Source organism: Gemmatimonadota bacterium, from assembly GCA_041390125.1.
Lineage (GTDB): Bacteria > Gemmatimonadota > Gemmatimonadetes > Longimicrobiales > Gaopeijiaceae > JAGQIF01.
The window spans coordinates 11,149-29,200 of the sequence record JAWKQN010000008.1 but is presented as its reverse complement, the minus strand read 5'-3'; the positions used below and the strand labels follow the sequence as shown (position 1 = coordinate 29,200).

The following is an 18,052-nucleotide window of genomic DNA, read 5'->3' as shown; positions in this document are numbered from 1 at the left end:
GCGGACGCCCCCCCATCCCGGAGGTCCCGATGCGTCCCTCGTCCCGATCCTCCCGCTGGAGCCGTCTGCTCCAGGGCCTCACGGGGTGCTGCCTGGGGGTCGGCGCGGCCTGCGACCTGCCCTTCACCGGACCCGACGCTGTGGTCTGCCCCGCCACCGAGGGCCAGGAGGTCGTCCGTCTGCTCAACGAAGCCCGGATCGAGGCGGGCCTGGAGCCGTTGACGGTCGATCTGCGGCTGGTGGCCAGCGCCGAGCGCCACGCCCTCGACATGTCCGGCCACGACCACTTCAGCCACACGGGGACCGATGGCTCCACCGTGTCGGCCCGGGTGCGCGCTGCCGGCTACGACTGGACCCACGTGGCGGAGAACATCGCGGCCGGGCAGACGGGGCCGGAGGCGGTCGTGGCCGCCTGGATGGACAGCCCGCCCCACCGAGGCAACATCCTCGCGCCCGGAGCCCGACACGTGGGCCTCGGTTTCGAGATGGCTCCGGCGTCGCGCTACGGCACCTGGTGGACCCTCAACTTCGGCGCCACGGCCGGAGCGCCACAGGCCCCCGACGGGGGCTGCCACCCCTGAGGACGGGCCCGGCGGCCCGGGCGGGGCGCATGGTCCAGGCGCACCTTGACGGAATGCGGCGCCCCTGCGAAGATATCGGCACAGCCCGCAACCGGGCTCGGCTCTGAAGAGGCGGCGGTCTCGATCAAGGAGACCACCGCCTCTCGGTCTTGTGGCCAGGGAGGCCACACACAGCGCGGGGTTGACCGCGCATCGTCAGGTCGTCGGCAAGTACGCGTGATCGTGGCTCCGACCCGGACAAAACACAATGGAGCGCGAACATGCGTACCAGAGGCACCGTGAAGTGGTTCAACGACGAGAAGGGCTTCGGGTTCATCACGCCCGAGGACGGCAGCAAGGACTGCTTCGTCCATCATTCCGCCATCCAGGGTAGCGGCTTCAAGACGCTGGCCGAGGGCGCGAAGGTGGAGTTCGACGTGGTGGCCGGCACCAAGGGCCCCGCTGCGGAGAACGTCTCCGTCGTCTGATCTGCGGCACCGCCGTATAGCAACCGAGGGCCGTCCCGCGCAGCGGGGCGGCCCTTCGGCGTTTTCGGGTGGGTGATCCTCCTGCGGGAGGTTATCCGAACAGCGCGGCGTGCAGCGCCCGCACCGCCTTCGGCACGTCGGCGGCCGCGATGACCAGCGACAGGTTGATCTCGTTGGCGCCCATCGAGATCATCTCGACGTTGATGTCGGACAGGGCGCCGAAGATCTTCGTACCCACGCCCGCCGTGGCCTTCAGGCGCTCGCCGATCACGGCCACCACGGCGCGCTGCTCGGCCACACTCACGCGGCTGAACTCGGCCAGCTCGGCCAGGACGGCCTTCAAGGGTACGGACCCGTCCACCGTGAGCGACACGCTCACCTCCGCGGTGGCCACCAGGTCGACGTTCACGGCGTGCCGGCCGAACACCTCGAACAGGCGCTCCAGGAAGCCCGACTGCATGAGCATCCGCGAGGACGTCACCGTGATGACCGTGATGCCCGTGCGGCTGGCGATGGCCGTGACGGACCGACCGGTGCTGACCTCCGCCTGGATGGACGTGTAGCGCCCCTCCGGCCGCATGGTGTCGCGGACGGTGACGGGAATCCCGGCCGCGACCGCCGGCTGGATGGTGGCGGGGTGCAGCACCTTGGCGCCGAAGGCGGCCAGCTCGGCCGCCTCCGCGAAGGACAGCTCGGGGATGGGGCGCGCGTCCGGGACGATCCGCGGGTCGGCCGTGTAGACGCCCTCCACGTCGGTCCAGATCTGGACCTCGGCGGCGCCCAGCGCCTCTCCCAGGAGGGCGGCCGTGTAGTCGCTGCCGCCTCGCCCCAAGGTCGTGGTCACCCCCTGCTCGGTGGCGCCGACGAACCCTTCGGTGACCACCGCCCGCTGGGCCCCCACGTGCGGCCGGAGGCGCTCTGCGCACAGGCCCTCCACCGCCTCCCGGTCCGGGCGGGCCGCACCGAACCCGTCGTCCGTGCGCAGCACCGAACGCGCGTCGACGTGGGTGGTGAGGATGCCCTCTTCGCGCAGGTGGGCCGTCAGCAGCAGGGTGGACAGCCGCTCGCCGAAGCTCGCCACGGCGTCGCGGCTGCGGGGGGACAGCTCGCGCAGCAAGCCGATCCCGCGCACGAGCATCTCGATCTCGTGCACGAAGCCGTCGATGTCGGCGTCCAGCGTCGACGAGGGGCCGAGCAGATCGTGCGCGAGCGTGCGATGCCGTTCGCCCAGCGCCCGGACGTCCAGGAGCGCGCCGGCGACGTCGCCCCGCTCCGCCGCCTCTGCGGCGGTGAGGAGGCTGTTCGTGGTCCCCGCCGTGGCGGACAGGACCACCACGGGGGCGGCGGGAAGGGCGGCCTGCACCAGGGCGCCGACCCGCCGCATCCGGTCGGCGTCGGCCACGGACGTGCCGCCGAACTTGAGGATGCGAGGTCTCACGGGCGCCCAAGGTGGTGGTGCCCCCGCGAGGCGGCAAGCCGGTGGCGGACCTTGGCGCCCGTGGGGCCTCAGGATAGCTTCCCGAAGCACGGGAGACCCGCGCTCCCGGGCCCACGCCCCCCTCCGTCCGTGGCGGGCGCCGACCGTCTCCCTGCATGCCACCAGGCCCGAGGCTTACCCATGCTCGAAGAGATCCGGAACAAGCTGGAGGGCGAGATCGCCCAGCTCAGCGAGGAGCTGACCGTGCACCTGCCGGAGCGCATCCGGAAGGCGGTGGAGCTGGGGGATCTGCGGGAGAACGCCGAGTACAAGTCCGCCCTGGAGCGTCAGCAGTTCGTGCAGGCGCGGCTGGGCCACCTGACGCAGCGCATGGCCGAGCTCTCGCGGATCAACGTGAAGGAGATGCCGCACGACCGGGTGGGCTTCGGATCGCGGGTCACCGTGATGGATCCCGTCATGGAGGAGGAGGTGACGTTCACCATCGTGGCGAGCGACTTCATGGACCTCGACGGAGGGCAGGTCTCCATGGCTTCCCCGATCGGGCGGGGTCTCCTCGGATCGGCCGCGGGGGACGAGGTCGCGGTGCAGCTCCCGGTGGGCACCCGCATCTTCAAGGTGCTGGACGTCGTGACCTTGCCGCAGCAGCTCGGCATGGCCGGGTAGCGGTGGCTGTGGCGTTCCTCTCCGGGACCGTCCCGGTGGATGCGGACGTCGCGGCGCTTGCCGACCTCATCCGCAGCCGGCCCACCGTCGTGCTCTCCGGCGCCGGCATCAGCACCGAGTCGGGCATCCCCGACTACCGCAGTCCCCGCCCCGAGCCCCGGCGCGCGCCGGTGACCTACCAGGAGTTCGTCGGCCACGAGGCGGTACGGCGTCGCTACTGGGCCCGCAGCGCCGTGGGGTGGCGCCGGGTGGCGGACGCCCGCCCCAACGCGGGCCACGCCGCCCTGGCGGCGCTCGAGCGCGCGGGCTACGTGCGCGGCATCCTCACCCAGAACGTGGACCGACTCCATCAGGCCGCCGGCAGCACACGCGTGCTCGAGCTGCACGGCGCTCTGGACGGCGTGGTGTGCCTGGCCTGCGGGACCCGGAGCCCGCGCGCCCGGATGCAAGCGCGGCTGCTGGAGCTGAACCCCGACCTGGGGGCCGCGGACGCCCCCGTCGCGCCGGACGGCGACGCCGACCTCACGGACCGGCGCATCGCCGGCGTACGCGTGCCCGCGTGCGAGGCGTGTGGCGGGATCCTCAAGCCGGACGTGGTCTTCTTCGGGGAGAACGTGCCCAAGCCCCGCGTCGAACAGGCGTGGGACCTCTATGGCGAAGGCGAGGTGCTGCTGGTCGTGGGGTCCTCCCTCACCGTCTTCTCGGGCTACCGCTTCGTCCTGCGCGCCAGCCAGGAGCGCCGGCCGGTCGCCATCGCCACGCTGGGTCCCACACGCGGGGACGCGCTGGCCCGGCTGCGGGTGGAAGGCGCCCTCGGCACGACGTTGCCCGCGCTCGTGCGCGCGCTCGGCGCATGATCGAGCTGGACGGCGTCAGCAAGCGCTACGAGGAAGGCGACCGCGTCCGCGCCGTCCTGGTGGACGCCAGCGCCCACATCGCGTCCGGGGAATGGGTGGCGTTGCTGGGACCGAGCGGAGCGGGGAAGACCACGGTCCTCAACCTCATCAGCGGGATCGATCGCCCGGACGCGGGGACGGTGCGCGTCGCGGGCGTGGAGCTCACCCATCTGCCGGAGAAGGAGCGCACGCTGTTCCGGAGGCGTCAGATCGGGTTCGTGTTCCAGTCGTTCAACCTCCTGCCCACGCTCACGGTGGAGGAGAACCTGCGTCTGCCGGTGGAGTTGAACGGGCTGGGCCCGGACCGCGTCGACGCCGTGCTGTCGATCCTGGACGACGTCGGCCTCGGAGATCGCCGCTCCGCCTTCCCGGACCGCCTCTCCACCGGCGAGCGGCAGCGGGTCGCGGTCGCGCGGGCGCTGGCCCACGATCCGCCCGTGATCCTGGCGGACGAGCCGACCGGGAACCTCGACGCGGAGACCGGCGGCCACGTCCTCGACCTGATGGAGCGTCTGCTGCACGGTCGGGGCAAGACGCTCGTCACGGTCACGCACTCGGAGACGCTGGCCGCGCGCGCCGACCGCGTGCTCGTGGTGCGCGACTGCGCGCTGCATTCGCGCTGAGCGGCCGCGCCGAAGCGTCCTGACATGTCTTCCGTCCTGACCCGGGCCTGGGCCCGCTGGCTGCTGCGTCATCCCGGGCAGCTCGTGCTGGCCGTGCTCGGCGTCGCGTTGGGGGTGGCGGTCACGCTGTCCATCGACCTGGCCATCGAGAGCTCACGCGCCGCGTTCCGCACCTCCACCGAGACCGTGGCGGGCCGCACCACCCATCAGGTCACGGGGGGCGCCGGCGGGCTGCCCGATACGGTCTTCGCCGCGGTGCGGCGGGCGGTGGGGCCGGAGCGCGCGGCCCCGCTGGTCGAAGGCTTCGTGCGCGCCCCGGCGCTGCCGGGTCGGCCGCTCCGGCTGCTCGGCATCGATCCCTTCTCCGAAGGCCCGTTCCGCGGCTTCACGGCCCCCGTGGACGGGGGAGCGACGCGGCCGCTGCTGGGAACGACCGTGGCGCTCTCGCAGGACGCGGCGGCGGAGGCCGGGGTGGGCGTGGGCGACCCGCTCGCGGTGGACACCCCGACCGGACGGGCGAGTCTGACCGTGGTGCGGACGTTCCGGCCGGACGGCGCGCTCGCGCAGGAGGGCACCCGGGACGTGCTGGTGGTGGACATCGCCACCGCGCAGGCCCTGCTCGGGGAGACGGGTCTGACGCGCATCGACCTGATCCTGCCGGAGGCCCCGGCGGACGAAGCGCTCCTGCGTACCCGCCTGGACGCGGTGCTCCCGCCGGATGCGACCGTGGGGACGACCGGTGCGCGCGCGCAGACCCTGGCGGAGATGACACGCGCGTTCGACCTGAACCTCACCGCGCTCAGCCTGCTGGCCCTGCTGTTCGGGATGTTCCTGATCTACAACACGCTCACGTTCTCCGTCGTGCAGCGGCGCGACCTCATGGGCATGCTGCGCGCGCTGGGCGTCACGCGCGCGGAGGTGGGACGGCTCCTCTTGGTGGAGACCGTGCTGCTGGGGGCGGTCGGCACGGGCCTGGGACTGCTGCTCGGCACACTGCTGGGACGAGGCCTGGTGCGGCTCGTCACCCAGACCATCAACGACCTCTACCTGGTGGTGACCGCGCAGGGGCTGGGCGTCGATCCGGCGCTGCTGGCGCGCGCGGCCGTGTTGGGCGTCGGGGCCACCGTCCTGGCCGCGCTGCCGCCGCTGCGCGAGGCGGTCTCGGCGCCGCCCCGCATCGCCACGTTGCGCTCGGAGCTGGAGAGCCGAGCGCGCTCCTTCGTGCGGCGCGGCGCCTGGGTCGGTGGCGCGTGCCTCGCGGTGGGTGCGGCGCTCCTGGTGCCGCGTTGGGGGGATCTGCTGCCCAGCTTCGGCGGGCTCTTCTTCGTGGTGATGGGCTTCGCGCTCGTGGCTCCCTGGGGCGCCACGATGCTGGTCACGCTCGTGCGTCCGCTGCTCGGGGCCGCGTTGGGCCCCCTCGGCCGGTTGGCCGCGGGCGGCGTCACCGGCGCGCTCAGCCGCACGGGTCCCGCCATCGCGGCGCTCGTCGTGGCGGTGTCGGTCACGGTGGGCCTCGGCGTCATGATCGCCAGCTTCCGCGACACCGTGGCCCGCTGGCTGGATCAGACGCTCCAGGCGGACGTCTACATCTCCCCTCCGTCTGTGCTGGCGTCGCGCGCGCAGGGTGCGCTGCCGCCGGCGTTCGTGGACGGCGTGCGCGCGCTCCCGGGCCTGGCCGCGCTCTCCACCTATCGCGGACTCGAGTTCGAGTCCGCGTACGGGCTCACCCGCCTCGTCGCGCTCGATCTGGCGCCGCCCGGGGAACGGGCGTTCCGCTTCCTGTCGGCCGACGCACCGGACGTCCTGCGTGCGTTCCGTGAGGATGGCGCCGTGATCGTCTCCGAGCCGTTCGCGTACCGGCATGGCCTGGCGCCCGGCGACTCCGTGCGCCTGCCGACGCCGTCCGGTCTGCGGGCCTTTGTGCTGGCCGGGGTGTTCTACGAGTACGGATCCGAGCTCGGGACGGTGATGATGGCGCGTACGACGTTCGATCGCTTCTGGCCGGACCGCCGCGTGACGTCGCTCGGGCTCTTCGCGGACGCCGCGGTGGACGCCGAGACCCTCGTGGAGCGCGTGCGCGGGCTTCCCGGCGCCGAGGAGGCGCTCGTGCGCTCCAATCGCACGCTGCGCGCGGCCTCCCTGGAGGTGTTCGACCGAACGTTCGCGGTGACCGCGGTGCTGCGCCTCCTGGCGCTGGGCGTGGCCTTCATCGGCGTGCTGGGCGCGCTCCTGGCCCTCGAGCTCGAACGGGCGCGCGAGCACGCCGTCCTGCGCGCCCAGGGCGTCACGCCCGGCGGGCTGTGGGGCCTGGTGACGCTGGAGACCGGGCTGGTCGGGCTCGTCGCCGGTGTGCTGGCCGTCCCGGCCGGGCTGGTGCTGGCGCGCATCATGATCGACGTCATCAACAAGCGCTCGTTCGGGTGGACCCTGCAGACGTACGTGCCGTGGTCCGTGCTGGTGCAGGCCGTCGTGCTGTCCCTCGTGGGTGCGCTCCTGGCCGGCATCGTGCCGGCCTGGCGCATGGGGCGCACCTCACCGGCCGTCGCGCTGCGCAACGAATGAGCAGCGTTCCCGGGCATCGGGAGGACGGGCGTCGGCGAACGCGCGGCGCCGGCCTGGCGCAGCGCGGTCGCGTGGCCCGTGGTGCCTGCGTGGCGCTCGTGACGCTGACGGCGTGCGCGCCCGACGCGCCGGTCGAGGGACCCCCGCGGCTCGATCCCGCCACCAGTCTCGCGGGCGTGCCCGATTCGGGCTTCCAGCGAGCCCTCGAGCCTCGGCCCTTCCGCTTTCCCGAGGATCACGGACCGCACCCGGACTTCCGCACGGAGTGGTGGTATGTCACCGCCAACCTGCGCACGGACGCCGGCGAGGAGCTGGGTCTGCAGTTCACGCTGTTCCGGTCCGCGCTGGCGCCACCGGGTGGAGACGAGATCCCCGGTGCGTCCCCGTGGGCCACGCGCCAGGCGTACATGGCGCACCTGGCGCTGGCGGACGTGGCCGCCGGACGCTTCCGGTCCTGGGAGCGATTCGGTCGCGGCGCCGCCGGGATCGCAGGCGCCGAGGCGACCCCCCGCTTCCGCGTGTGGCTGGACGATTGGACCCTGAGTTCGGTGCAGGCGACGGGGCCTGGCGCCGGCGGCGTCTTCCCCCTCGCGCTGCGCGCGACCACCGACAGCGTCGACATCGACCTGACCCTGGAGCAGGGCCGTCCGCTCGTGCTGCAGGGGGAGGACGGTCTCAGCCGCAAGGGCGACGCGCCCGGACAGGCCTCCTACTACTACAGCTTCACGCGCATGCCCGTGCGCGGGCGCATCCGCACGCCGCGGGGTCTCCTCGCGGTCGACGGCGTCGCCTGGATGGACCGCGAATGGAGCACGAGCGTCCTCTCCGACGACCAGGAGGGGTGGGACTGGTTCGCGTTGCACCTGCCGGACGGGCGGGATCTCATGCTCTTCGAGCTCCGCGCGCGCGGCGGGCCCCCGCGTGTGGACGGCACGCTGGTGGCACCGGACGGAGGCAGCCGCGCCGTGGCGCCCGGGGACGTCACCCTCGACGTGCTGGAGCGGTGGGAGAGCCCGGACGGTGCGGTCTACCCCGCCGGTTGGCGCATCCGCATCGCGAGCGCGGACGTGGACGTGACGGTCCGGCCGCTGCTCGCGGACCAGGAGCTGCGTCACGCCTTCCGCTACTGGGAGGGCGCCGTGGCCGTCGAGGACGCCGCCGGCCGCAGCGGCCGGGGCTACGTCGAGCTCACCGGGTACGCGGGCCGTCCGCTGCAGCGCTGAGCGGGCGGGCCTGCGCCACCACGTGGCGGAGCGCGCGCACCCCGTCCACCAGACGAGGACCCGGACGCCCCAGGAAGGCCTCGGGGACGCAGTGCACCTGACCGGTGCGCACGGCCTTGACGTCCGCGAACACGGGGTTGTTCCGGACCACGTCGGGCCGGTACTTCGCCGGCTCGACGCCGCACCACGACAGCACGATGGCGTCGGGATCGAGCGCGGCGACCTCGTCGTCCGGGATCGGGCGGCTCTTCAGGTCCTCGTCGTCCAGGAGGCCTCGCCCGCCGGCGGCATGCAGGACGTCCGTGGTCCAGCTCTGACGGCCCGGGGCGATCACGGGCTTCGGCCACCACTGCACGAGGATCCGCGGCGCGTCCGCCGCGGGCGGCGTGACGGGTCCGATCTCCGCCTGCATCCGCCGTACGAGCGCGCGGCCGCGCTCGGGCACGCCCAGGCGCTCCGCGAGCGCCTGGATGTCCGTGTAGACGTCCGCGAGCGACTCCGGCGCGGGCGCCACGAACGGCAGCCCGCGTGCCTCCAGCCCCTCGATCACCGTCTCGTGGCCGGGCACCGTGAGCGTGGCGAGCACCAGGTCGGGCTCGAGCGCGGCGACCGCGTCGATGTCGATCTCGAGGTCCTGGCCGAGGCGCGGCAGGCCGTCCAGCACCTCGGACGGGAAGTCCGAGTTGGAGTCGACGCCCACCAGGTGGTGGAGGCACTCCAGACCCCACAGGATCTCGGTGTTGGAGCAGGCCAGGGAGACGATGCGCATCGGCACGGATCTTCAGCAGGTCGCGGCACCCGCCCGCCGCGGACGGGTAGGCCAACAGGATCTGTCCCTACCCCGGCCGGGGAGGGCCGTGCCGGCGTGTGCGGCGCCCGGCCCCTCAGACCGGAGTGCTTCGATGGTTCGCACGCCTTCCATGATGGTTCCGCTCGGGTCGGTCGCCCCGAGCTTCGTGCTCCCCGATCCGTCGGGCCGGAAGGTCTCCGACCGGGACTTCGCCGACGCGCCCGGGTTGCTCGTCGTGTTCTGGTGCAACCACTGCCCGTTCGTGAAGCACGTGCGCGAGGGATTCGTGCGCTTCGCGCGTGAATACGGGGAGCGTGGTCTGGCCATCGTGGCCATCAACAGCAACGATGCCGACACGGTGCCCGCCGATGCGCCGGAGCGCATGGCCGAGGAGGCACGCATCCACGGCTTCCCGTTCCCCTACCTGGTGGACGAGACGCAGCGGGTGGCCAAGGCGTATCAGGCGGCGTGCACGCCCGACTTCTTCCTGTTCGATCGCGAGCGGCGTCTGGTCTACCGGGGTCAGTTCGATGATGCGCGCCCCGGGTCGGACGTCGAGGTGACCGGTGCCGACCTCCGGATCGCCGCGGATGCCGTCCTGGAGGGCCGGATCCCGGACCAACGCCAGCGCCCGGCCCTCGGGTGCAACATCAAGTGGAAGCCCGGCGAGGCGCCCTCCTGGTTCGGCGCCTGAGCGTGCGCGGGCCGGCCGCCGGAATCCCGCCCGGCTCCCGGAAACGAACGAGGCGCCGTCGGCTGTACCGACGGCGCCTCTGACTGCCCCACCCGGCGTGATCACCACGCCGTCGGAACAGACGTGATCGTTCAGCTCTTACGGAGCGGCGATCACTTGCCCGTGCCGGATGTGGGCAGTGTACTGGGACTAGACAAGGGATCACCTCCTTTTAACGGGGAAACATCGGGCCGAGCACCAGCGGACTCTCTTCGTCCGCGGTCCGTCCGGTCGTCGCCACTGGGCTCCGTCCGGAACGGCCCTGATCCTTTCGGATCCATGCGAACCTAGATACATCCGACGGGGGGTGCAACGTTCCATGGAACGTTTCCCACCGCGCCGTCGCGGACGAGGAACCGGCGCGCTGCGGGGAGGATTCGCTGGAAATGGCGCACCTGCGCGCGTTTGTGGAATCCGTGCTCGCCGCCGCGATCCGGGCCCGCAGCCTGCTTGGATGCTCGCGTGCCTGTCCCCTGGTCCTGGAGGAATGCCGACGTGTCGCTGGGCCGTGCGCTCGTCTTCCTGGTCGTCGCGGTGCTGCTCGCCGGCTCGGTGCCGGTGGGGTTGGCCCTGGACCGTCGACTGGCCGCCGCGCTCGAGGAGAAGGCGGCCGCCGATCTCGCCCTCGCACGCGTGCTCCTGACCGACCGCCTGGCTTCGTCCGCCGACATGCGGATGATGCACGCCAAGGACGTGGCGGCGACGCCGGCGCTCGCGGCCGCCCTGCTGGCCGGGGACACCGTGGAGGCCGCGCGCGTGACCGCGGACGCGCCCCGCGGCGCGTTGGAGCTCCCCGTGCTGGTGGACTCCGAAGGCCGGAGTCGGCTGGGGCCCCAACCCGCCGCCACGCTCGTGGAGCGCACACGTGCCGGCGAGATGCCGGTCGTCGTGGTCTCCGAACCCGGCAGCGTGCGCATGGTGGCGCTGGCGCCGGTGCACGCGGAGGGACGGTTCCTGGGCGCGGCCGGTGTGGTGAGCGCCTTCGACGCCACGGAGGCAGCGGCGCTGTCCGGCCTCACCCGTGCCGACGTCGTGGTTCTGGATGGGGACGGCGCTCCCGCGGCGAGCACCCTCGACGAAGCGGGTCTGGGCGGCCTCCTGGACGCCGCGCGCACGATCGGCGCCGGCGAGGCGTCCCGGATCGAACGCGACGGCCGCCGGTGGCTCCTCGCGTCCGCGCCGATCGCGGACGGTGCCGCCTCGGTGCTGTTCCTCCGCGATCTCGATCGCGAGCTCGCCGTGGTTCCCGACCTGCGCCGGGTGGCCCTGGTGAGCATGGCGGTGGCGCTGGTGGTGGCGCTGCTCCTCGGCATGCTGGTCGCCGCGCGGCTGGCGGGACCCGTGCGCGCGCTCGCTCGCGCCGCCGACCGTGTCGCTGCTGGCGATCTAGACGCACCACTGGCGCGCGCGGGCGTCAGCGAGGTGGCGCACGTCGCGGATGCGTTCGACGTGATGCGGCAGCGGCTGGCCGCGCGCCTGCGTGATCTCGAGCGCGCCAACCGGGAGCTGGAGGATCGCCAGGAGCGCCTCGTGGCGCTGCAGGCGGAGCTGCTCCAGCGCGACCGGCGGGAGGCGGCGGGACGGCTGCTCACCCAGCTCGCCCACGAGGTCCGCAATCCGGTCGCGTCCGTGCGCAATTGCCTGGAGCTGTTGCGCCGCCGCGTCCAGGAGGACCCCGAGGCCCGTGAGATCGCCGACCTGGCCATCGACGAGCTGTTGCGCATGCACGAGCTCGCGGAGCGCATGATGGACCTGGATCGCCCGCGTGACGACGGGGCTTCGGAGTGCGCCCCCCTGGAGGTCTGCCGGCACGTGGCCCGCCTGGCCGGCACCGCCGCCGACGAGGGCGACGGCGTCCGCGTCGAGGTCTCCGGGGACGAGACCGTACGGGCCGCCATCGCGCCGGACGCGTTGAAGCAGGTGCTGCTCAACCTCGTGCGCAACGCTCGCGAGGCGATGCGACAGGGCGGACGCATCGACCTGCGCGTGGAGGCGGTGGAGGACCGCGTGCGCGTGCAGGTCCTCGACACGGGTCCGGGCATCGACGCGAATGTGCTGCCGCGGGTCTTCGACCCCTTCTTCACGACCAAGGCCGACGTGCGGGGCGTGGGGCTCGGGCTCTTCACGGCAGAAGGGCTCGTGCGCGCCGCGGGGGGACGGCTGGACGCGACCAATCGCACGGACGGCCCCGGAGCCCGCTTCGACGTCGAGCTGCCCCGCGCGGGCGTGGCCGTGGAGGCGGCATGAGCGGCGCGCGCATCCTGCTGGTCGACGACGATCGCGCGTTCCGCGTCTCCACGGCGGCCCTGCTCCGTGACGACGGGTATGAGGTCGTCGGCGCGGAGAACGGCGCCGAGGGTGTGGAGGCGCTCAAGGCGGGTCGCTTCGACCTCCTGCTGCTGGACCTGCGGATGCCCGGTCTGGACGGCATCCGGATCGTGGAGGCGCTGCGGGCCTGGGGCGAAGGCATCCCGATCCTCATGATCAGCGGGTACGGGACCGTACAGGCGGCGGTCGACGCGCTGCACGCCGGCGCGGATGATTTCCTGGCCAAGCCGGTCGAGCCGGACGTGCTGTCCGCGCGCGTGGCCCGGCTGCTCGAGCGCCGGCCGGGCGCGCCGGCCGAGCCCACGCCGGAGCGGCCGCTGGTCGGACGGTCGGCGCCGGTGATCGACGTGCTGCGCCAGATCGAGCAGGTGGGCCCCACCGATGCCACGGTGCTGGTCACGGGGGAGACCGGAACCGGCAAGGAGCTGGTGGCGCACGCGGTGCACCGCGCTTCGCGTCGGAGCGTCGGGCCGTTCGTCGCCGTCAACTGCGCGGCCCTGGCCGAGGGCGTGCTGGAGTCCGAGTTGTTCGGCCACGTGCGGGGTTCGTTCACCGGAGCCGTGAAGGACAAGGTCGGGCTGGTGCAGGCCGCGGATGGTGGGACGTTGTTCCTCGACGAGATCGGGGACATCTCTCCCGGCTTGCAGCAACGCTTGCTGCGCGTCCTGCAGGAGCGCGAGGTGACGCGGGTGGGTGACGTGCGTGCCACCCGCGTGGACGTGCGCATCGTCGCCGCGACACGCCGTGACCTGCGGAGCGAGATGGAGGCGGGTCGCTTCCGCGACGACCTCTTCTACCGCTTGAACGTGTTCCGCATCGCACTGCCTCCGCTGCGCGAGCGTCAGGAGGACATCCCGCTCCTGGCGGAGCATCGTCTGCTGCGCCTTGCCGACATCTCCGGACGCGGGCGGGACGCCGGCGATCCTCCGCTCTCGCCGCTGGCCATGCGCATGTTGCGGGCGTATCCCTGGCCCGGGAACGTGCGGGAGCTGTTCTCCGCGATCGAAAGCGCCTGGATCCGTGCGGGAGCGGGACGCATCGAAGGCCAGCACCTGCCCGAGGAGGTACGTGCCGCCGCCGGCGGGCTCCAGGGCCTGGAGCGCTACCGCGCACCGGACGACGGCGCGGACGAGCGCGACGTCATCCGGAGGGCGCTGGAGGACGCGGACGGCGTGCGGGCCCGCGCTGCCGAGCGCCTGGGGATGGGACGCACGACGCTGTGGCGCAAGATGAAGGAGCTGGGGCTGGACGGATCCTCCTGACCCGGCCTCGCCCCCGCGGATCGCGCATCAGCAGTCGCGTCGACCCCAGCGCACCTCGAACCCACGCGTGCCGTCCATCGTCCCGACGAGCGCGCGCAGGGAATCCGCGCCCAGCCGCTCGTAGCGGATGCGTTGGGGGAAGTCGTGCTGGGGATCCTCGAAGACGATCCAGTCCGGCCCCGCATCCGCCCATGCGAACGTCGTCGGCGCCTGACCCGAAGGGCTCGCGTGGTAGGCGGGCCCCCTCTCGCCCGGAGCGATGCGCAGGAACTCCCAGGCGCGGGCGCTGTCGCCGCGCAGGGTCACCGACAGCCCGAACATCATCCCGCCCAGCGGCGCGGTCCAATCCTCGCGCGTGATGCGATCGCCGCGTCGCTGCTCCCAGCAGCCGGCCATCCACACCGGGAGTGTATCGGTGGCGGTCTGCGAGGCAGGCGTGGCGCGCGCGGAGGCGGTGGAGCCCAACGCTCCGGCGAGCAGGACCGGCAGCAGAAGCACACGCATCCCAGAGCCTCCTCGGCAGGGTCGCGACCGGCAGGGGCGCGGTCGCCGTTCCGTACGTCGCGCGCGCCACCGACGTTTCCGCTGGCGGCGCCGCGCCCATCTGCCGAGGGGCCTCGTGCCGCAGCGGGCCCGCGCCGCTACCATCGGGCATGCCGCCCCTCCTGCTCTGCGCCCTGCTGGGCCTCTCCGGGCCCGCCCGCCCGGCCGCCCCACCGCCTTTCGCGACCGTCCCACACGTGCAGCCGTGGACGCCTGCCGACGGCGATCCGACGACCCCGGCCGCCGCGCCTGGGCGCGGCGCTCGCCCGGCGCGCCGTGAGGTCGGCCCGCGCGACGGGATCGCCACCGCCGACTCGCTCGTGGCCGCCTGGGTGGACACGGGGCGGATCCCGGGGGCGGTGCTTCGCATCTCCCGCGAAGGGCGGCTGCTCCACGAGCGCGCCTACGGCCAGGCACAGCGCGCGGTCTACCGCGACGGGGCGTACGGGGCCGCCCAGGACGGGCGATCCGCCGTGGAGCACGAGCCGCTGGCGACGCCGCTGCCCATGACGGCGGACGCGGTCTTCGATCTCGCGTCCGTGACCAAGGTGATGGCCACGACCTTCGCGCTCATGCTGCTCGTGGATGAGGGCGCCGTCGGGCTCGACCGGCCGGTCTCCACGTGGCTGCCGGACTTCACCGGCGGGGGCCGGGAGCGCATCACGCCGCGCCACCTGCTGACGCATCGTTCGGGCCTGCCGCAATGGTGGCCTGTGTACTACCACGCCGGAGACCCCGAGGCGGCCTGGGCCTGGGTGCGCAGCGTGCCGTTGACGGGGTCCCCCGGGGCCGAGCGACGCTACTCCGACCTGGGTTTCATGGTGCTGGGTCGACTCGTCGAAGCGGTGGGGGGTGCACGTCTGGACCGGTTCCTCGAGGGACGGCTGTACGGGCCGCTCGGTCTGAGCACCACCGGCTTCCGTCCGGCGCGCGGTCCGCAGCCCGAAGGACAGCGCACGGTGGTGGCCACGTCGCACGGCAATCCCTACGAGCACCGCATGGTGCACGACACCGCGTTCGGCTACCGGATCGCGGGCGATCCCGACGCCTGGAGCGGCTGGCGCCGGTACACGCTGGTCGGCGAGGTCAACGACGGGAATGCCTTCCACGCGTGGGGCGGGGTGGCCGGTCACGCCGGCCTCTTCTCGAGCGCCGCCGACCTGGACGTGCTGCTCCAGCTCCTGCTGGACGGAGGGCGCTCGGGGCAGACGCGCTGGATCGCGGAGTCGACCGTCCGGGCTTTCCTGTCCCCGGGACCCGAGGGGCAGGCGTTGGGTTGGCAGGTTCCGGAGGGTCTGCCGCCGGGCAGCTTCGCCCACACCGGCTTCACCGGCACCTGGGTCCTGGGCGTTCCCGCGCAGCGCCTCTCCGTGGTGCTGCTCACCAACCGGCAGCACGGCGGTGTGGACGCGGACGGGCGCTACCCGGATGTGGGTCCGCTCCAGCAGGCGGTCACACGAGCGCTGCTGGAGGGCGGGACGTGAGTCGGAGGCTCCCGCGGAGGGGCGCCGGGCCCGGTGGCGCTCAGCCCCGGGCCGCGCGCCGGTAGGCCCAGCGCAGGAGCACGGCCGCGAACGCGAAGGCCAGGACGGCCCACAGGACGCCCCAGACCAGGGTGGGCACACCGGTCATCTCCGCCAGCATGTACGCGTCGGACGGAGCGCCGGGTCGGTCGAACACGTCGCTCTTGATGTCGAGGATCGCGTACAGACAGGACGTGAGCCCGAGCCCGATCAACACCGCCCGGCTCACCCAGGCGGGAAGCCAGCGCGCCACGGCCAGCAACACCAGGCCGGCCGTCAGGCCGTAGGCGAAGCCGAACGCGGAGCGGATCAGGAACACGGTGGCGCCCAACACCACCAGGGCCACCCCGCCGAGCGCGGGCCTGAGCCCCTTGCGGAGCACCATCCCCGCCACGAGGAGCAGGCCGCCCAGGAGCAGGCTGCCCAGGTAGCCGGAGGACAGGATCACGAAGGCGGAGCCCCCGGTGGTCACGGTGGCGCCGCCCTGCATGGCGTCCAGCGTGATGTGCCGGACGGTGCCGCCCGTGAGGACGGCCGCCAGCGCGTGGCTGAGCTCGTGGAGCAGCACCACGAAGATCTTCACCGGCGTGAACGCGGGCGTCTCCCAGAACGTCCAGAGCAGCCCGAACCAGATCGCGAACCCGCCGAGCACCCGCACCGGCGAGGGCGGGGTGGCGGCGCGTGGGGAGGGGGCGTCCAGGGCGATCCGGAGGCTCTGCATGGCGTGGGTTCGGGTCCCGGCCGATCGGGGATGGGGTCACGGGGCGCCCGGGGTCGGCTCGGGGACCCGGGCGTGCGCTTCCTGTCCGTCCTACGCGGGGGGCGCGGGCCCGGTTTCCCGGGTCAGGAGCCCGCGCCCCAGGACACCGGCCAGGTGTGGCGCAGGAGCGCGGAGGCCCGGCCCAGCTCGTTCCGGGCGATGTCGGCCGCCTGCCCGGTCTGTCCGAGCGCGGCCCGCGCGGCGGCCCGCAACGCCTCGGGGTCGCCGGAGGCGGGGAGCTGCAGCGTGGCGGCCCAGGCCTGGAAGGACCGGCGGAGCGCCGCCACGGGCGGCGCCTCCTGTGGATCGCCCGGGGCTTCCAACCCGCGCCGGTCGGCCTCGAGGGCCATGAACCACAACCGCGCCCCTTCCAGCACCACCGGCCGGAGGCCATCGGGGTCCGTGCCCCGGGCCGCCTCTCCGTCCTCCTCCACCGAGCGGGCCAGTCGATATCCCCGGAAGGCACCGACGGGGTACACGTCGTCATTCCAGCGCGCCAGCACGGCCGCCGAGTCCGCGGTCTCCCAGGCCGCCAGGGCGGACTCGTCCACCTGGATGGCGGAGGCCAGGCGCACGACCCAGGCCTGGGCCGAATCGGCGGGCAGCCCCGCCGCCACCCGCACCACGGCCCGGTCGCGGGCCTCCGCGAACGGCACGATGCGCCGGTCCTCCAGCTTGAGCACGTGGAAGCCGTACTCGGTGTCCACCACCGGGCTGATCTGGCCGGGCTGCAGCGCCCGGGCGGCGTTCCAGAACGCGTCCACCCAGGCGCCCTCCCGACCCGGCTGCAGCAGCCCGCCCCGCTGGGCCGCGCCCGGCTCCTCGGAGAGCTCGGCCGCCAGCTCCGCGAAGTCCTCGCCGGCCCGGGCACGGGCCAGGGCGGCCTCCGCCTGCGCGCGCGCCGGAGCCCGCTCCGGGTCCGGCAGGCGCCGGTCCGAGAGGAAGACCAGGTGGCGGACCTCCAGCTCGAGCTCGGGATCGACCAGGTAGAGCTCGCGCAGCGCGCTCTCCCCGATGCCGGAGGCGACGAGGGTGATCTCCGCCGCCAGCCGGGCGGCGGCCGCCTCGGTGCGGGCCCGGGCGATCAGCGGGCTCAGGGCCGGCTCCCCCGGGCGGGCCGTCTCCAGGGTCAGGGCGGCGATGTCGGCCAGGATCTGCCGGCGGGACGCGGTGAGCCCCAGCAGCTCGGGCTCCGTCCAGGCCAGCTCCCCGACGCTCAGGGCGGGAGGCTCCTCCCGTCCGCAGGCGGCCAGGAGGCAGGGCAGGACCAGGAGGATGGGGGGCAGGCCCCGGCGGATCGGGCGGCGGACGCTCATGCCGGAATGGTGGTCCGTCCGGCGGGGCGGGGGAAGGCCCTCGGCGGTCCGGTCCGGGCCGGCGTGAGCGGCCCGGGAGGCGCCAGATCCTCCCGACGCCCGGGCCGTGGGCCCCGGCGGACGAGGGGATCTGGGGAGCCGCAGCACCCCCGCACTGCGGACTCCCCGCCACTCCCTCGACGGTGAGACTGTCGTGAAAGCGGGAGCACGCACGTCGATCGAGATCTCGGCAAGAGCCCCGTCGGGGCGGCCCCGGGCCCCATGTGGGCGACCCCGTACTCGCCCCCTATGGACCGGGGAGCCGGCCCAAAGTCACATCGCCCGCCGATCGGTCGCGGTCGGAC

General features: G+C 73.6%; 16 protein-coding genes. 11 read left to right on the top strand and 5 right to left on the bottom strand.

Annotated features, from left to right (window positions below):
* The first annotated feature begins 29 nt into the window (after positions 1–29).
* Entirely contained in the window at positions 30–581 is a 552-nt protein-coding gene (locus R3E98_09430; protein MEZ4423620.1) for a CAP domain-containing protein, read from the top strand.
* A gap of 260 nt (positions 582–841) precedes the next feature.
* A complete protein-coding gene (locus R3E98_09425; GenBank protein ID MEZ4423619.1) occupies positions 842–1,048 on the top strand; it encodes a cold-shock protein in 207 nt (68 codons plus the stop codon).
* A 91-nt stretch (positions 1,049–1,139) separates the two neighbouring features.
* Here the strand turns inward: R3E98_09425 and lysC are convergent, their stop codons facing one another.
* A complete protein-coding gene (gene lysC, locus R3E98_09420) occupies positions 1,140–2,486 on the bottom strand; it encodes a lysine-sensitive aspartokinase 3 (GenBank protein MEZ4423618.1) in 1,347 nt (448 codons plus the stop codon).
* A gap of 180 nt (positions 2,487–2,666) precedes the next feature.
* Between lysC and R3E98_09415 the strand changes: the two genes are divergently transcribed.
* The 5 genes from R3E98_09415 to R3E98_09395 are packed head-to-tail and all read left to right on the top strand — an operon-like array spanning position 2,667 to position 8,453.
* Complete coding sequence (locus R3E98_09415; protein MEZ4423617.1) at positions 2,667–3,149, top strand: GreA/GreB family elongation factor; 483 nt, start codon at positions 2,667–2,669, stop codon at positions 3,147–3,149.
* An 8-nt stretch (positions 3,150–3,157) separates the two neighbouring features.
* The gene (locus R3E98_09410) at positions 3,158–4,006 is read left to right on the top strand and encodes an NAD-dependent protein deacetylase (protein ID MEZ4423616.1); all 849 of its coding nucleotides are present in this window, start codon (positions 3,158–3,160) and stop codon (positions 4,004–4,006) included.
* The gene (locus R3E98_09405; GenBank protein ID MEZ4423615.1) at positions 4,003–4,668 is read left to right on the top strand and encodes an ABC transporter ATP-binding protein; all 666 of its coding nucleotides are present in this window, start codon (positions 4,003–4,005) and stop codon (positions 4,666–4,668) included. The genes R3E98_09410 and R3E98_09405 overlap by 4 nt, the downstream gene beginning before the upstream one ends.
* 24 nt (positions 4,669–4,692) lie before the next feature.
* Positions 4,693–7,230 carry an ABC transporter permease gene (locus tag R3E98_09400; protein ID MEZ4423614.1) on the top strand — a complete coding sequence of 846 codons (2,538 nt, stop codon included), beginning with the start codon at positions 4,693–4,695 and terminating at the stop codon, positions 7,228–7,230.
* Positions 7,227–8,453 carry a lipocalin-like domain-containing protein gene (locus R3E98_09395; protein ID MEZ4423613.1) on the top strand — a complete coding sequence of 409 codons (1,227 nt, stop codon included), beginning with the start codon at positions 7,227–7,229 and terminating at the stop codon, positions 8,451–8,453. Before R3E98_09400 ends, R3E98_09395 begins: the two co-directional genes overlap by 4 nt.
* Here the strand turns inward: R3E98_09395 and R3E98_09390 are convergent.
* Positions 8,419–9,222, bottom strand: coding sequence for a helical backbone metal receptor (locus tag R3E98_09390; GenBank protein ID MEZ4423612.1), 804 nt, complete (start codon positions 9,220–9,222; stop codon positions 8,419–8,421). The genes R3E98_09395 and R3E98_09390 overlap by 35 nt on opposite strands.
* A gap of 133 nt (positions 9,223–9,355) precedes the next feature.
* On the opposite strand from R3E98_09390, the gene R3E98_09385 reads away from it, so the two are divergent.
* The 3 genes from R3E98_09385 to R3E98_09375 all read left to right on the top strand — a co-directional run bounded on the left by R3E98_09385 (position 9,356) and on the right by R3E98_09375 (position 13,566).
* Complete coding sequence (locus R3E98_09385; protein MEZ4423611.1) at positions 9,356–9,937, top strand: thioredoxin family protein; 582 nt, start codon at positions 9,356–9,358, stop codon at positions 9,935–9,937.
* Between the two features lie 534 nt (positions 9,938–10,471).
* Entirely contained in the window at positions 10,472–12,223 is a 1,752-nt protein-coding gene (locus R3E98_09380; protein ID MEZ4423610.1) for a HAMP domain-containing sensor histidine kinase, read from the top strand.
* Positions 12,220–13,566 carry a sigma-54 dependent transcriptional regulator gene (locus R3E98_09375; protein MEZ4423609.1) on the top strand — a complete coding sequence of 449 codons (1,347 nt, stop codon included), beginning with the start codon at positions 12,220–12,222 and terminating at the stop codon, positions 13,564–13,566. The genes R3E98_09380 and R3E98_09375 overlap by 4 nt, the downstream gene beginning before the upstream one ends.
* Before the next feature lie 27 nt (positions 13,567–13,593).
* Here R3E98_09375 and R3E98_09370 read toward each other — a convergent pair whose 3' ends face one another.
* Entirely contained in the window at positions 13,594–14,070 is a 477-nt protein-coding gene (locus R3E98_09370) for a DUF6265 family protein (GenBank protein MEZ4423608.1), read from the bottom strand.
* 149 nt (positions 14,071–14,219) lie between these two features.
* Between R3E98_09370 and R3E98_09365 the strand changes: the two genes are divergently transcribed.
* On the top strand, positions 14,220–15,593 hold the full coding sequence (locus tag R3E98_09365; protein MEZ4423607.1) for a serine hydrolase: 1,374 nt from the start codon (positions 14,220–14,222) through the stop codon (positions 15,591–15,593).
* Positions 15,594–15,633: 40 nt separating this feature from the next.
* On the opposite strand, the gene R3E98_09360 is transcribed toward R3E98_09365, so the two are convergent.
* Together R3E98_09360 and R3E98_09355 are read right to left on the bottom strand one after the other, a co-directional pair.
* On the bottom strand, positions 15,634–16,353 hold the full coding sequence (locus R3E98_09360; protein ID MEZ4423606.1) for a M50 family metallopeptidase: 720 nt from the start codon (positions 16,351–16,353) through the stop codon (positions 15,634–15,636).
* A gap of 122 nt (positions 16,354–16,475) precedes the next feature.
* Positions 16,476–17,708 carry a peptidylprolyl isomerase gene (locus R3E98_09355; GenBank protein MEZ4423605.1) on the bottom strand — a complete coding sequence of 411 codons (1,233 nt, stop codon included), beginning with the start codon at positions 17,706–17,708 and terminating at the stop codon, positions 16,476–16,478.
* Positions 17,709–18,052: the final 344 nt, after the last annotated feature.